Origin of the sequence: Neorhizobium descurainiae (assembly GCF_051400715.1) — a bacterium.
In the GTDB taxonomy this organism is placed as follows: domain Bacteria; phylum Pseudomonadota; class Alphaproteobacteria; order Rhizobiales; family Rhizobiaceae; genus Neorhizobium.
The window spans coordinates 438,072-451,841 of the sequence record NZ_JBLFFK010000001.1; the positions used below are offsets into that span (position 1 = coordinate 438,072).

Genomic DNA, 13,770 nt, shown 5'->3' on the forward strand with positions numbered 1-13,770 from the left:
AATCGCGATCCCGCAGGTGCCGATCAGGCTGGATCGCCTACCAAAAAGGGGACGATGGATGGGCAGAATGACGTTTCTGGGCTCCGCCACGATGTTGAGAGGCGCGGCCTTCGGCTTCGCGATGGCGGCGGGTCTTTTCCTGGCGCAGGCAGGCGCGGAGGCCGCCCCGAAGACGGCGATCACCGTCGGCATGTCGGTCGAGCCGACCGGTCTCGACCCGACGATCGCCGCGCCGGTGGCGATCGGCCAGGTGACCTGGCAGAACATTTTCGAAGGCCTCACGACGATCGACAAAGGCGGCAAGGTGCAGCCGCAGCTCGCCGAGAGCTGGGAGATTTCGCCGGACGGGCTCACCTACACGTTCAAGCTGCGCCAGGGCGTGACGTTCCACAACGGCGTCGCCTTCGACAGCTCCGTCGCGAAATTCTCGCTCGACCGCGCCCGCGGCGCCGATTCCGTCAATCCGCAGAAACGCTATTTCGCTTCGATCGACACGATCGAGACGCCGGATGCCTCGACGCTCGTGCTGAAGCTCAAGCAGCCGGCCGGCAGCCTGCTCTACTGGCTCGGCTGGCCGGCCTCGGTCATGGTCGAGCCGAAATCCGCAGCCGACAACAAGACGGTCCCGATCGGCACCGGTCCGTTCAAGTTCGCGAGCTGGGCCAAGGGCTCCAAGGTCGATCTCGCCAGGAACCCGGATTACTGGAACAAGGACGTATCGGTGAAGCTCGATACCGCTTCCTTCCGCTTCATGGCCGATCCGCAGGCGCAGGCCGCGGCGCTGAAGGCCGGCGACGTCGACGCCTTCCCGGAATTCGCAGCTCCCGAACTCATCAAGTCCTTCGAGGGCGACAAGCGGCTGGTGACGGTGATCGGCAACACGGAGCTCAAGGTGGTCGCAGGCATGAACAATGCCCGCAAGCCCTTCGACGACAAGAGGGTGCGCCAGGCGCTGATGATGGCGGTCGATCGCGCCACCGTCGTGGAAGGCGCCTGGTCCGGCCTCGGCACGCCGATCGGCAGCCACTACACGCCGAACGACCCCGGCTACAAGGACCTCACGGGCGTCTATCCTTACGATCCGGAAAAGGCGAAGGCGCTGCTTGCCGAAGCCGGGTATCCGAGCGGTTTCACCTTCACCATCAAGGCGCCGCAGATGGCCTATGCGCAGCGCACCTCGCAGGTACTGCAGGCGATGTTTGCGGAAATCGGCGTGACGATGAACATCGAGACGACCGAGTTTCCGGCGAAATGGGTGGCCGACGTAATGAAGGCGACCGACTACGACATGACCATCGTCGCCCACGCGGAGCCGATGGACATCGACATCTATGCCCGCGATCCCTACTACTTCAACTACAAGAACCCGGCTTTCAACGACGTCCTGAAAAAGGTGGAGGCGACCGCCGATCCGGCCGAGCAGGAAGCGTTCTACGGCGAGGCACAGACCATTCTCGCCGACGACGTGCCGGCGCTCTACCTTTTCGTCATGCCGAAGCTCGGCGTCTGGGACGGCAAGGTGAAGGGGCTCTGGGAAAACGAGCCGATCCCCTCGAACGTCCTGACGGATGTTCATTGGGAAGAGTAAGGGCGGTTCATGAATTGGAATGGGGTAGCAGCGGCAGTCTCCTTTCATCCGGTGGGTGAAATCGCACCAACGATACCCTCTCTGTCATCTCCCCCGCAGGCAGGGCCACCACATATGGAATGTCAGACGGTGCGGCAGCATAAACCCTCCCCCTCGTGGGGAGGGTGGCCGGCAGGCGGGAGGGGTTTCGATGCGGAGTGAAGTCCCCTCCCCAACCCCTCCCCACAGGGGGGAGGGGCTCCCCGCACCGCCGAACACCCCGTATGCATTATCTTTGCCCACAAGGGAGAAATCAGTAGGGGGGAGAATGGGAGGGTTGGGCTCATGATCTCCATCCTCATCCGCCGCATTCTCAGCCTCGTCGTCACGCTGCTCGTCGTATCGCTGGTCATCTTCACGGTGATGGACCTGCTTCCGGGCGATCCGGCGGCGATCATGCTCGGCACCTCGGCGAGCCCGGAAACGCTCGCCGCGCTCCGCACACAGCTCGGCCTCGATGAACCGCTGCCGGTGCGTTACCTCGCCTGGCTCGCCGGCGTCTTCCGGGGCGATCTCGGACAGTCCTATACCTACGGCGTTCCGGTCGCCGGCCTCATCGCCGAACGGCTTGCCGTCACCCTGCCGCTGGCGCTGATGGCGGTTTTCCTCTCGGTGGCGATCGCCATACCGCTCGGGGTGCAGGCGGCGCGCAGGCATAACGGCGTCTTCGATTTCATCGCCGGACTGTTTTCCTATGTCAGCATCGCGGTGCCTGCCTTCTGGGGCGGGCTGCTGCTCATCATCCTGTTCTCCACCATGCTCGGCTGGATGCCGGCCGGCGGCTTTCCGGGCTGGGATGCCGGGCTGCTTGCCGGGCTGCAGGCGCTTCTGATGCCGGCAGTGGCGCTTGCTCTGCCGCAGGCGGGCGTGCTCACCCGCGTGGCGCGGGCGGCGGTGCTCGAAGTGATGAACGAGGATTTCGTCCGCACCGCCCGCGCCAAGGGGCTCAGCGACGGCGTCGCCGTCTGGCGGCATGCGGTGCCGAACGCGCTGGTGCCGGTCTTCACCATGCTCGGCCTGCAATTCACCTTCCTGATCGCCGGCGCGGTGCTGGTGGAGAACGTCTTCAACCTGCCGGGGCTCGGCAGGCTTGCCTATCAGGCGCTTTCCCAGCGCGACATCGTCGTCATGCAGGATGTCGTGCTGTTCTTCTCCGGCCTCGTCATCCTGATGAACTTTCTCGTCGATCTCGCCTATCTGGTGATCGATCCGCGTCTCAGAGCCAATGCGCAATGAGGAGGGCCCAATGACACGCGCTCTCCGCCGCCCCGTCTTCCTCATCGGGCTCGTCATCACGCTCGCGCTTTTCGCAGTGGCATTGCTGTCGCTCGTCTGGACGCCGTTTCCGCCGACCCGCATGCAGATCGTCCAGCGGCTCAAGGCGCCGCTGGAATTCGGCCTTCTGGGCACCGACCAGTTCGGCCGCGACGTCGCCTCGATGCTGATGGTCGGCGCCTGGAACTCGCTGTCGACGTCGATCCTCGCCGTGGCGCTCGGCGCGACCGTCGGCACCGCGCTCGGCGTTTTCGTCGCCATGCGGCGCGGCTGGCTGGAACTGGTCATCATGCGCGGCTGCGACATCGTCTTCGCCGTGCCGCCGATCCTCTCGGCGATGATGCTCGGCGCCTTCATCGGCTCCGGCCGGTTCACGGCGATCATCGCCATCGCCGTCTTCATGGTGCCGGTCTTCGCGCGGCTGAGCCTCGGTGCCGCCCTGCAGATATGGACCCGCGACTACGTCACCGCCGCGACCGGCATGGGCCGGCCGAAAGGGCGGATCACGCTCGTCCATGTCTTGCCGAACATCTCCAACCAGATCATCGTGCAGGTGACGATCCAGCTCGGCCTGGCGATCCTCACGGAAGCGGGCCTGAGTTTTCTCGGCCTCGGCATGCCGCCGCCGACGCCGACCTGGGGCCGGATGCTCGCCGATGCCCAAACCTTCCTCGGCCAGGCGCCGTGGCTGGCGCTGCTGCCGGGGCTGGCGATCGCGCTTGCGGTGCTCGGCCTCAACATGCTGGGCGACGGCCTGCGCGACCTTCTCGATCCGCGCGACAATTCCTGACCTCAAAAAAATGAAGACATTCCGATGAACGACCTCCTGAAACTGACTATCCGCGAGATTTTGTCCCTTTACGCGGCGAAGAAACTCTCGCCGTCGGAATACTGGCTGGCGGTCGAGGAGCGTGTCGCGGCCTTCGAGCCGCATGTTCAGGCGCTTTATCTCTACGATCCGGAAAGCGCGCGTACGCAGGCTGCGGCTTCCACCGAACGCTGGATGAAGGATGAGACGCTGGGCGTGCTCGAAGGCATTCCGGTGACGCTGAAGGAGCTGATCGCCACCAGGGGGCAGCCGGTGCCGCTCGGCACGGCGGCGGTGGAGCTCGCCCCCGCGGCCGAGGATGCGCCGATCGCCGCCCGCCTCAGGGAAGACGGCGCGGTGATCTTCGCCAAGACGACCTGCCCCGACTACGGCATGCTCTCCTCCGGCCTGTCGAGCTTCCATCATCTGAGCCGTAACCCCTGGGACCTGACGCAGAACCCGGGCGGATCGAGCGCCGGCGCTTCCGCCGCCGGCGCCGCGAGCTTCGGCCCGCTGCATGTCGGCACGGATATCGGCGGCTCGGTGCGCCTTCCTGCCGGCTGGACCGGGCTTTTCGGCTTCAAGCCGAGCCAGGGCCGCATCCCGATCGATCCCTATTATGTCGGCCGCTGCGCCGGCCCAATGGCCCGTACGGTGGAAGACGCCGCTTTCTCGATGGCGACGCTTTCGCGGCCCGACTGGCGCGACGGCACCGCGCTGCCGCCCAACGATTTCGACTGGCTCGATTTCGACTTCGACGTGAAGGGCATGAGGATCGGCCTGATGCTCGATGCCGGCATCGGCCTGCCGGCCGAGAAGGAGGTTCGTGAAGCGGTGGTCGCTGCCGCAAGGCGTTTCGAAGAGGCGGGGGCGGAGATCGTGCCGGTCGGGCCGGTGCTCAACCGTGTCATGCTCGACGGCCTCGACAATTTCTGGCGCGCCCGCTTCTGGGGCGATATCGAGAAGATGCCGGAGGAGCGCCGGGCGCTGATCCTGCCTTACATCTATCAATGGGCGGAGGGCGGCACCTATATTTCCGGCGTGGAGGCGGTGCGCGGCTTCAACCAGACGATCGAGATGCGCAAGGCCTGCGGAAAACTCTTCACCGCCGTCGATGCGGTCCTGTCTCCGACCAATCCGATCGTCTCCTATCCGGCGGAATGGGCCTCGCCCACCAACGATCCGGCGAGGCCCTTCGAGCATATCGGCTTCACCGTGCCCTGGAACATGTCGGAACAGCCGGCGGCTTCGATCAACTGCGGCTTCTCGAAGTCCGGCATGCCGATCGGGCTGCAGATCGTCGGCCCGCGCTTCGGCGACCTCGCCGTGCTGAAACTCTCCCGCGCTTTCGAGCGATGGACCGGCGGCGTCACCGCCTGGCCGGAGCCGCCGGAGGCCTGATCCCCGCGCACCCGCCATTCTCCTCTCCCGGCCTTTCCGTGGAACAATCGCGCTTTTGCCGCGTTCACCGCGCGCAGCCAGAAACGCGATGTCAGTTGACTTTCCGCAGCGCGGAACCGTGGCCCGCATGTTTCAAAAGAAGAGAAAAACCGAGGAGATCGATATGCCTACAGCTAACCCGTCCAGTGATTTCGCCCGCAGCGGCAACGGCCAGAGCTCGGCCGCCTCGAAGGAGATCGAAGCGCAGATCCAGCAGCTTCGGGAGGATATCTCATCGCTTGCCAAGACCGTCGCGGCGGTCGGAAGCGACAAGGCCAGCGAAGTGAGGGGCAAGGCGCGCCGCGTCGCGCATGACGCAGCCGATGCATCCATGCAGATGGTCGAGGCCGCCCGCGAGCAGGCCGTGTCCCTCGAGCGCGACCTGGAACGGCAGATCCGCACGAACCCCATCCAGGCGGTCGCCATCGCCGCAGGCATCGGCTTTCTGTTCGCGCTGATGACGCGTCGCTGATGATGGCGGGACTGGGACCTCTTTTGGCCTCGCTCGCCGCGATGGATGTCGCGGCGTTCACGCGCAGGCTGAAAAGAAACGCGATCCTCTATGCGCTTGCGCTGGTCTTCCTGCTGACGGCCTATGCGCTGGCGGTTGCCGCCCTTGCGATCCAACTCGGCAGCCTGTGGGGCATGCCGATCGCCTTGCTCGTCGTCGCAGGCGGCGCGCTCGTCCTGGCGCTCGTCATGTATCTCTGGATCGTGATGGAAAACCGGGCCGAGGCGCGGCGCAAGCAGGCGGCGGCCGCGTCCAGCAGCAGCAAGGCGCTGATGGTGACCGCCGCGATCTCGGCACTGCCGCTCGTCATGAAATCGCGGCCGCTCCTGCTGGCGTCGGTGGCCGCCGGCCTCGGCTTCCTGCTGACGAGGAGCAGGGGCCCGGCCGATCGCCGCCATGCCGGCGAGCCGGCCGAATGACGGATTCAGCGGCCGCCTTCCTTCTTCGGATGGCGGCCGTTTCTCCGTCAGTGTCTTTTGTAAATGACGCCGCCTTCCGCGGATGATCTAGGGGCTGTTGCACCCGAAATCAGAGTCCTGGCCCTTGCGCATTCTCATCGTCGATCCGGAATATCTCGTTGCGATGGACGCCGAGCGCATCGTGGGCGCCGCTTTCGAGTGCGAGATCGAGATCGCCATGCCGCGCGACTATCAGGCCAGCCTGGAGAAGCGGAATTTCGATGTCGTGCTGATCGATCCAAGCCTCGTAAAGAGCTCCGAGGATATGCAAAGGCTGCGCGAATGCGGCGCGGGCATGGTGTTCACCCGCTCCCTCCCCGAGGAGGCGGCCGGCATTCTGGACCGCCCGGATGTCGCCTTCACGCCGAAACCTTTCGACGACCGGCAACTGATCGAGGCCATCAGGAATGCCGCGGGAATGAAGCGGCATTCCGTCATCTGAAGATCGTCAGCTTCCGAAGGCGCGGGCCGTGATGGCCGCATCGCCCGGATCGGGGCCGAAATCGCCCTCGCCGGAAACGCCGAGCAGTTCCTGCAGACGGGTGCGCGCGCGGCTGACGCGGCTCTTGATGGTGCCCACGGCGCAGCCGCAGATCGCGGCGGCTTCCTCATAGGCGAAACCGGCAGCCCCCACGAGCACGATCGCTTCGCGCTGGTCGTCGGGCAGCTTGTCGAGCGCCTTGCGGAAGTCCTGCAGGTCCAGCCGGCCGTATTGTTCCGGGTGCACGGAGAAGCGTTCGCTGAACAGGCCGTCGCTGTCCTGCACCTCGCGGCCACGCTTCCTCATCTGGCTGTAGAATTCGTTGCGCAGGATGGTGAAGAGCCAGGCGCGCATGTTCGTGCCCGCCGTGAAGCTCGATTGATTGGCCCAGGCCTTCATGATCGTGTCCTGCACCAGGTCGTCGGCCTTGTCGTGCCGGCCGGTCAGGGACACCGCGAAGGCGCGCAGGTTGGGCAGCGACGCGAGAAGGTCGCGTTTGAAGCCGCGATCGTCAGTCTCGTCTTCCCTGCTCATTTTGCGTTCACCGACTTCGCGTTCTTCTCGGCTTGCTCGAGGCGTTCGAGAAGCTCGAGAAAACGATCCGGGATCCCTTCCTCCTGAACGGCATTATAAAATTCCCGCAGCTTGCGGGAAATGGACGCGTTGGGCGGCATCGCTCCGGGTCTGAGTTCTTGATGTGAAATTGTGGTCATCTCGTCTTTTTTTCTATTGTCGTCGTCACTCATACGCGGGCAGCCTGTTACGATATCGTCGGGCAGGAGAATTCATGGCGGCAAAAAAAGTTCCCTGCTTGCGGAACTTTTTTTACCTCCCCACGTTCATACCAGGTCAATTGCCCACGGGCATCAGGGGAGATTTTGTATGTCACTCACCACACGCGTTGCGTCTCATCTTCCGTACCTGCGTCGATATGCGCGCGCCGTTACCGGGTCGCAGACCTCGGGAGACGCGTATGTTGCCGCGGTCCTGGAAGCTCTGATCGCAGACGTTTCGATATTCCCGGAAACGTCGAAGGACCGTGTTTCGCTTTATAAACTCTTTGTCGCGATTTTTGGTTCCACGAACATCGAGATCCGGCAGATAGAATCGCCGTTTGCCTGGGAGCAGCGCGCGGCCGCCAATCTTGCGACGCTTCCTTCGCAGGCCCGGCATGCCTTCCTGCTGATTTCCGTCGAGGGCTTCACCATCGAAGAGACCGCCGAAGTCCTGGATGTCAACGTCGCCGACGTGCACCGGCTGCTCGAAGAGGCGACCCGCGAGATTTCCCGCCAGGTCGCCACCGAAATCATGATCATCGAAGACGAACCGCTGATCGCGCTCGACATCGAGCAGATGGTGCAGGATCTCGGCCATCGCGTCACCGGCATCGCCCGCACGCACAAGGAAGCGGTCTCGCTGTTCAATTCCTCTCATCCGAAGATGGTTCTGGCCGATATCCAGCTCGCCGACGGCAGCTCGGGCATCGATGCCGTGAACGAGATCCTGAAATCCTCCAGCGTACCGGTGATCTTCATCACCGCCTTCCCGGAACGGCTCCTGACCGGCGAACGTCCGGAACCGGCCTTCCTGGTCACCAAGCCGTTCAATCCGGACATGGTGAAGGCGCTGATCAGCCAGGCGCTGTTCTTCAACGAAGCGGTGAAGGCGGCCGCCTGACTGCCGCCGGCGGCGTAAATCGGGCAGGCCAGGAACAAGTGCAACAGGGGCAGCGTTTTGAGCGCATCCGAGAAGGAGAAAAGCCATGTTGTATTATGCTCTTGTGTTTCTGCTCGTGGCGATCGTCGCCGGTGCGCTCGGCTTCGGCGGCGTCGCGGGTACGGCGGCCACTATCGCGCAAGTCCTGTTCTTCCTGTTCCTCGCGCTGTTGCTGATATCCCTTGTGGTCGGATTGTTCCGGCGCGTATGACGCCCTATAAAGTGCGAATGCTCAGATATCCGGGGGTCTCCTCAGCGGGCGCCCGGGTTCATCCGGAAAGCCCGCAAACGGAGTGAGGAAATTGGTGCATCCCCTGACATGGCAGCAAGCTGGTCAGAGCGATGACGAGTTACGCGAATTTTTCATGCCCGCCCTGGTCGATCTGGGGGCAAGCATCATCATTCAGGATTCGCGCCGCAACTATCTCTTCGTCACCAATCTTCCCGAGGTCTGGGCGACCGAACATGCGGCGGTCCCGACCGACATAAGCCTGTTCGGCGACGAGGTCGGCGCCAAGCTTGCGACGCTGAAGGACGGCATCACGCAGTCCGGCAACAAGGGCCATATCGAGATCACCGTCGGCACAGAACAGGTCTATGAATTCCGCGTCCAGGCGGTGGAGTTCGCCAAGGGCGGCGTCTATCTCGTCACCACGATCGTCGACCGGTCCGAGGAGCGGCATCGCGAGCGCCTCCTTCGCGCGCTGCTGCGCGAGGTCAGCCACCGTTCCAAGAACCTGCTTGCCATCATCCAGAGCATCGCGCTGCAGACGGCCCGATATTCCGGCTCTCTCGAACTCTTCCTCCACAAATTCCGGGGACGGCTCTATTCGCTCTCACAGTCGCAGGATCTGATCACCGATTCCAGCTGGCGCGGCGCCTATTTCTTCGAGCTCGTGCAGCAGCAGACCGAAAAGTACCTGCCGGAAAACAAGCATCTCGTGCGCGTCCACGGCGACAACGTTCTCCTGTCGCCGAATGCCTCGCTGCACCTGGGGCTCGCGCTGCACGAGTTGATCGTCAACGCGGTAAGCCATGGATCGCTTCTGCGCAGCGGCCGGGTGATCAACGTCACCTGCACCCGCAAGCACGCCAACGGCCACGACGCGCTCGAAGTGGTGTGGGACGAGGCCCTGGTCGACCGGAAACCGGAGGGGGGCGAGGAGGCGCTCAAGGCCCATTTCGGCAGCACGGTGCTGGAGCGTGTCGTGCCGGTCTCCGTCAACGGCAAGGCCCACTACGTCATATCGAGCGACCGCATCAGCTATCAACTGGTTTTCCCGCTGGAAAGCGGCGGCGATTGATGCCCGCGCCACATTTTTCGCCACTTCGCCGCCCAGAACTAAACTGGCTCGGTTCCGATTTACGGGACCGAGCCAGCTCGTCTCTTCGAGGGGGATTGAAGAGTATGTCCGAAGGCTTTGTAGGGCGGGGGACGGGGGGTCGCCTTCGAACAGGGATATAACGGGCGTCCACAAAATAGGTTCCATCGGTTCTAAAAAAATTTTTAGGGCCTGCGGAGCCAGTCCTCATCCCTACGGCAAGCCGGACGAAAATGGCGGACGGGCCGCCATTTTCAGGTATCGTGCCGCGATCGGAATGCCGATCCTCAGTGCTTCAGCGCCCGGGGATCGAGCGCGTCGCGGATCGCGTCGCCCATGTAGTTGACGCTGAGCACGGTGAGCGAGATCGCCAGCCCCGGCCAGAGGACGCGCGACGGCGTGAGCTGCAGGAAGTTCGCGCCGTCGAACAGAAGCCTGCCCCAGGTCGGGAAGTCCGACGGGAAACCCAGCCCCAGGAAGCTCAGCGCCGATTCCGTGATGATCGCGGAGGCGATGCCGAGCGTCGCCGAGACCATGATCGAACTCAAGACATTCGGCAGGATATGCTTCAAGACGATGCGGTATTCCCGCATGCCGCTCGATTTCGCCGCCAGGATGAATTCCTGGCTCTTGACCGCCAGAACGTCGCCGCGGACGATGCGGGCGGTGTGCATCCAGCTCGTAATCCCGATCACGAAGACGATCAGGATGAAGATGCCGGTTTCCGGTCCGAAGGTCGCGCGCAGCGTGTCGCGGAAGAGCATGAGGATGACGAGCAGCAACGGCAGGAGCGGCAGCGCCAGGAAAAGGTCGGTGAGCCGCATCAGCGGCCCGTCGAGCCTGCGGAAATAGCCGGAGAGCACGCCCACCAGCGTTCCGAGGAAGAGCGCCAGCAGCATGGCCGTGACGCCGACGGCAAGCGAGATGCGCCCGCCGGCGAGCACCTGGGCCAGCATGTCCTTGCCGAGATTGTCCGTGCCGAACGGGTGGGCGAGCGACGGCCACTGGTTCTTGTCGCGTATGTTGATGGCGTTCGGCGCCACCCGGTGGATATACGGGCCGATATAGACCGCCAACAGGATGAAGACGAAGACTACCAGCCCAGCGAGGCCACCCCTGTGGGCCCGGAACTGGCGCCATATGTCGCCGAGAGCCGATCGGGCGGGCGTCGCCGCCTTGACGGGGGGCGCGGTTGCGATGGTCGCATCAGTCATAACGGATCCTCGGGTCAAGAATGCCGTAGAGCACGTCGGCGATGAGATTGAAGAACACGATCAGCACCGCGAAGATGAAGGTCAGCGTCTGGACGAGCGGGATATCCGCCCCCTGGACGGCGGTGATCAGCAACTGGCCGAGGCCGTTCACGCGGAAGATCTGCTCGGTGATGATGGCGCCCGAGAAGATCGTCGGCACGCCGAGCGCGATCACGGTGACCACGGGGATCAGGCTGTTGCGCAGCACGTGGACGAGCAGCACCGCCTTTTCCTTGACGCCCTTGGCGCGCGCGGTGCGCACATAGTCCTGATGCAGGTTGTCCAGCATCGAGGCGCGCACGAAGCGGGTGATCTGCGAGGCGTTGAAGAGCGCCAGCACGGTCACCGGCAGCGCCATCTGCCTCACCTGCGCGACGAAGCTCGATAAGTCCGTGACCCTCAAATTGGTGTCGTAGACGGACGGGAACCATTGCAGATAGGAGGAGAAGATGACGATCAGCAGCACGCCGGTGAAGAAGGTCGGAACGGAATAGCCGACCATGGCCAGGAAAGTGCCGATCTGGTCGAAGATCGAATACTGCTTGTAGGCCGAGATCACGCCGATCGGAATGGCAATCAGGACGCCGAACAGGTAGGCGAGGCCGACCACCCAGAGCGTCTGGGGCAGGCGCTGGACGATCAGATCGACCACCGGACTTCTTGTTGCCCAGGAGAGCACCCGCATGCGGTCGCCGTCGCCGATCTGCCAGCCCGTCAGGCTTTCGAAGATGTTGAGCGGTTCGTTGACGAAGAATTGCTGCAGCCATCTGAGATAGCGGATGAGGAAGGGCTGATCCAGGCCGAGCGATGCCCGGATCTGTTCGCGGACCTCCGGCGGGATCGTCAGCGGCAGGTCGCCGGTGGGATCGTTGGGCGCAAGGTCGAGAAGCGCGAAGATGACGAAGCTGATGACCAGCAGCGTCGGGATTGCAAAAAGCAACCGCCGCAAGGTGTATGTGAACATGAATGCGTCTCCGGACTGGAGCAGAGAAAATGCGGACGCCGGGCCTGCCGCTTATTCAGGCAGGCCCGGCGATCGTCATCACTTCTTGCGCGACCAGTCGGCGACGTTCCACAGTTCGCTGTCCCACGCATTCATCTTCACGCCTTCGAGCGTGACCGAGTGCGAGGAAATCTGACCGCGATAGATGAGCGGGATATGCGCACCTTCTTCGGTCAGCATATCGTTGAGCTGCTTGGCAAGCTCTTCGCGCTTGGAAAGATCTGCGGTCTTGGAAAGCTCGTTGACGAGTTTGTCATAGGCCGGGTTGCAGTAGCGGGGGATGTTTTGGCCCTGCCAGCCGTTTTCCGGACCCGGAACCTTGTCGCACAGCCATTCCGCCAGATACTTTTCCGGGTCGGAGCCGTCGAAGTTGTTGGTGTACATTTCGACGTCGGCATAGAACTTCTGGAACGTGTCCGGGCTTGCCGGGTCGCCGCCGAAGAAGACGGAAGCGCTGGCATTGCGCAGTTCCGCATCGACGCCGATCTCCGCCCACATGGCCTTCACCAGTTCCTGGGTCGCCTGGCGAACCGAATTGGTGGAGGTCGAGTAGAGGAAGGAAAGGCGCACGCCGTTCTTGGCGCGGATGCCGTCCGGTCCCTTTGCCCAGCCGGCATCGTCGAGCAGCTTGTTGGCCGCCGCGATGTCCTGCTTCAGGCACCAGCTGTCGTTCTTGGTGGAAGCGTAAGCCGGCGGGCCGGGGACGATGTTACAGGTGGGCCTGCCGGCTTCGCCGTAACCGGCTTCGTCGATGACGTCACGGTCGATCGCGAGCGACAGGGCGCGGCGAACGGCGGGATCGGAAAGCGACGGATGCGGACCGGCTTCCTTCGTGGAACGTTTGGCGCCGAGCGAAGGATCGGCATTGTAATGGTTGAGGTTGATACGCTCGACCTGGGTGCCGAACGCGGTGACGAGCTGGCCCTTGCCAGCCTTCATCATGGTCGCCAGGACTTCCGGCTCGACCTGCATGTTCCAGCCGTAGTCGTATTCGCCGGTCTCCAGCACGGCGCGGGCGGCCGAAGCGGCGTCGCCGCCGCCCTTGAGCGTCACGGTCGCGAAGGCGGGCTTGGCCGGATCGCGATAGTTCTTATTGGCTTCGAACGTGATGACGTCGTTCGGCTTGAAATCCTTCACGACGAACGGGCCGGTGCCGACCGGGCCGAAATTGGCGGACGTGCAGCCCGGAGCCTTGGCGCCGACGCAGTTCTCGAACTGCTTCTTCTGGATGACCGGCGACTGGGCGCCGACGAAGGCGCTGTAGGGATAGGGCTTCGGCTCCTCGAAGGTGATCTTGACCGTGTGGGGATCAGGAGCCTCGACGGTCTTGACGCCTTCATACTGAGCGGCCTGGGCGCAACCGCCGTCCGGCGCGATGCAATATTTCCAGGTGAAGATGACGTCTTCCGCCGTGAACGGCGTGCCGTCCGACCACTTGACGTCCGGCTTCAGCTTCCAGGTCATGCTGAGCAGGTCCTTGGCGACGCCGCCGTTTTCCACCGTCGGGATCTCGGTGACCAGCATCGGCACGAGTTCGCCCTTCTCGTCGTAGCGGGCGAGCGGCTCGATGACCATGGAGGAGGCGTAGACTTCCTTGGTGCCGCCGGAAAGGTAGGGGTTCATGGTGGAAACCGCCTGCCAGAAGAGGATCTTGAGATCCCCGTCGGTGCCCCGCTCGGCATGGGCGGCCGAGCCGCCAAGGGCAAGCGCCGCGACGGTGCCGGCCAGAAGGAGTTTGAGATTTTTCATGCTGCTATTCCCCTTATCGTTCTCTTACGAGTTGTTTTTTGTGGCTTGCCGGTCAAGCCGGCTTTGATGCCATGGGATCGCGAAGCCATGTTACAACTGGCTGACTTCGCAGGGTTTTTCTCTCTGC

General features: G+C 63.5%; 15 protein-coding genes. 10 read left to right on the plus strand and 5 right to left on the minus strand.

Annotated elements, in window-relative coordinates; all coding sequences use genetic code 11:
• Nucleotides 1–58: 58 nt before the first annotated feature.
• The 7 genes from ACMGE0_RS02010 to ACMGE0_RS02040 all read left to right on the plus strand — a co-directional run bounded on the left by ACMGE0_RS02010 (nt 59) and on the right by ACMGE0_RS02040 (nt 6,561).
• On the plus strand, nt 59–1,588 hold the full coding sequence (locus ACMGE0_RS02010; protein ID WP_436814183.1) for an ABC transporter substrate-binding protein: 1,530 nt from the start codon (nt 59–61) through the stop codon (nt 1,586–1,588).
• A gap of 324 nt (nt 1,589–1,912) precedes the next feature.
• The gene (locus ACMGE0_RS02015) at nt 1,913–2,863 is read left to right on the plus strand and encodes an ABC transporter permease (protein ID WP_436814184.1); all 951 of its coding nucleotides are present in this window, start codon (nt 1,913–1,915) and stop codon (nt 2,861–2,863) included.
• A gap of 10 nt (nt 2,864–2,873) precedes the next feature.
• The gene (locus ACMGE0_RS02020) at nt 2,874–3,692 is read left to right on the plus strand and encodes an ABC transporter permease (protein WP_436814185.1); all 819 of its coding nucleotides are present in this window, start codon (nt 2,874–2,876) and stop codon (nt 3,690–3,692) included.
• A gap of 24 nt (nt 3,693–3,716) precedes the next feature.
• Nucleotides 3,717–5,111: an amidase gene (locus tag ACMGE0_RS02025; protein ID WP_436814186.1), complete on the plus strand. Its 1,395-nt coding sequence runs from the start codon at nt 3,717–3,719 to the stop codon at nt 5,109–5,111.
• Nucleotides 5,112–5,274: 163 nt separating this feature from the next.
• Nucleotides 5,275–5,622 carry an ElaB/YgaM/YqjD family protein gene (locus tag ACMGE0_RS02030; RefSeq protein ID WP_436814187.1) on the plus strand — a complete coding sequence of 116 codons (348 nt, stop codon included), beginning with the start codon at nt 5,275–5,277 and terminating at the stop codon, nt 5,620–5,622.
• Nucleotides 5,622–6,080, plus strand: coding sequence for a hypothetical protein (locus ACMGE0_RS02035; protein WP_436814188.1), 459 nt, complete (start codon nt 5,622–5,624; stop codon nt 6,078–6,080). Before ACMGE0_RS02030 ends, ACMGE0_RS02035 begins: the two co-directional genes overlap by 1 nt.
• A 124-nt stretch (nt 6,081–6,204) precedes the next feature.
• Nucleotides 6,205–6,561, plus strand: coding sequence for a hypothetical protein (locus ACMGE0_RS02040; RefSeq protein ID WP_436814189.1), 357 nt, complete (start codon nt 6,205–6,207; stop codon nt 6,559–6,561).
• Nucleotides 6,562–6,567: 6 nt separating this feature from the next.
• Here ACMGE0_RS02040 and ACMGE0_RS02045 read toward each other — a convergent pair whose 3' ends face one another.
• A complete protein-coding gene (locus tag ACMGE0_RS02045) occupies nt 6,568–7,134 on the minus strand; it encodes an RNA polymerase sigma factor (RefSeq protein ID WP_436814190.1) in 567 nt (188 codons plus the stop codon).
• Nucleotides 7,131–7,313, minus strand: a complete 183-nt coding sequence (locus tag ACMGE0_RS02050; protein WP_436814504.1) for a NepR family anti-sigma factor — start codon at nt 7,311–7,313, stop codon at nt 7,131–7,133. Before ACMGE0_RS02050 ends, ACMGE0_RS02045 begins: the two co-directional genes overlap by 4 nt.
• A gap of 169 nt (nt 7,314–7,482) precedes the next feature.
• Here ACMGE0_RS02050 and ACMGE0_RS02055 point away from each other — a divergent pair, with 169 nt between their 5' ends.
• From ACMGE0_RS02055 to ACMGE0_RS02065, 3 genes are all read left to right on the plus strand, one after another.
• On the plus strand, nt 7,483–8,277 hold the full coding sequence (locus tag ACMGE0_RS02055; protein WP_436814191.1) for a response regulator: 795 nt from the start codon (nt 7,483–7,485) through the stop codon (nt 8,275–8,277).
• 85 nt (nt 8,278–8,362) lie between these two features.
• A complete protein-coding gene (locus tag ACMGE0_RS02060) occupies nt 8,363–8,527 on the plus strand; it encodes a DUF1328 domain-containing protein (protein WP_085420329.1) in 165 nt (54 codons plus the stop codon).
• Between the two features lie 154 nt (nt 8,528–8,681).
• Entirely contained in the window at nt 8,682–9,620 is a 939-nt protein-coding gene (locus ACMGE0_RS02065) for a sensor histidine kinase (protein ID WP_436814192.1), read from the plus strand.
• A gap of 305 nt (nt 9,621–9,925) precedes the next feature.
• On the opposite strand, the gene ACMGE0_RS02070 is transcribed toward ACMGE0_RS02065, so the two are convergent.
• The 3 genes from ACMGE0_RS02070 to ACMGE0_RS02080 all read right to left on the minus strand — a co-directional run bounded on the left by ACMGE0_RS02070 (nt 9,926) and on the right by ACMGE0_RS02080 (nt 13,643).
• Nucleotides 9,926–10,852 carry an ABC transporter permease gene (locus ACMGE0_RS02070; protein ID WP_436814193.1) on the minus strand — a complete coding sequence of 309 codons (927 nt, stop codon included), beginning with the start codon at nt 10,850–10,852 and terminating at the stop codon, nt 9,926–9,928.
• The gene (locus ACMGE0_RS02075) at nt 10,845–11,855 is read right to left on the minus strand and encodes an ABC transporter permease (protein ID WP_436814194.1); all 1,011 of its coding nucleotides are present in this window, start codon (nt 11,853–11,855) and stop codon (nt 10,845–10,847) included. The genes ACMGE0_RS02070 and ACMGE0_RS02075 overlap by 8 nt, the downstream gene beginning before the upstream one ends.
• A gap of 78 nt (nt 11,856–11,933) precedes the next feature.
• A complete protein-coding gene (locus ACMGE0_RS02080; RefSeq protein WP_436814195.1) occupies nt 11,934–13,643 on the minus strand; it encodes a peptide ABC transporter substrate-binding protein in 1,710 nt (569 codons plus the stop codon).
• Between the last annotated feature and the right edge of the window lie 127 nt (nt 13,644–13,770).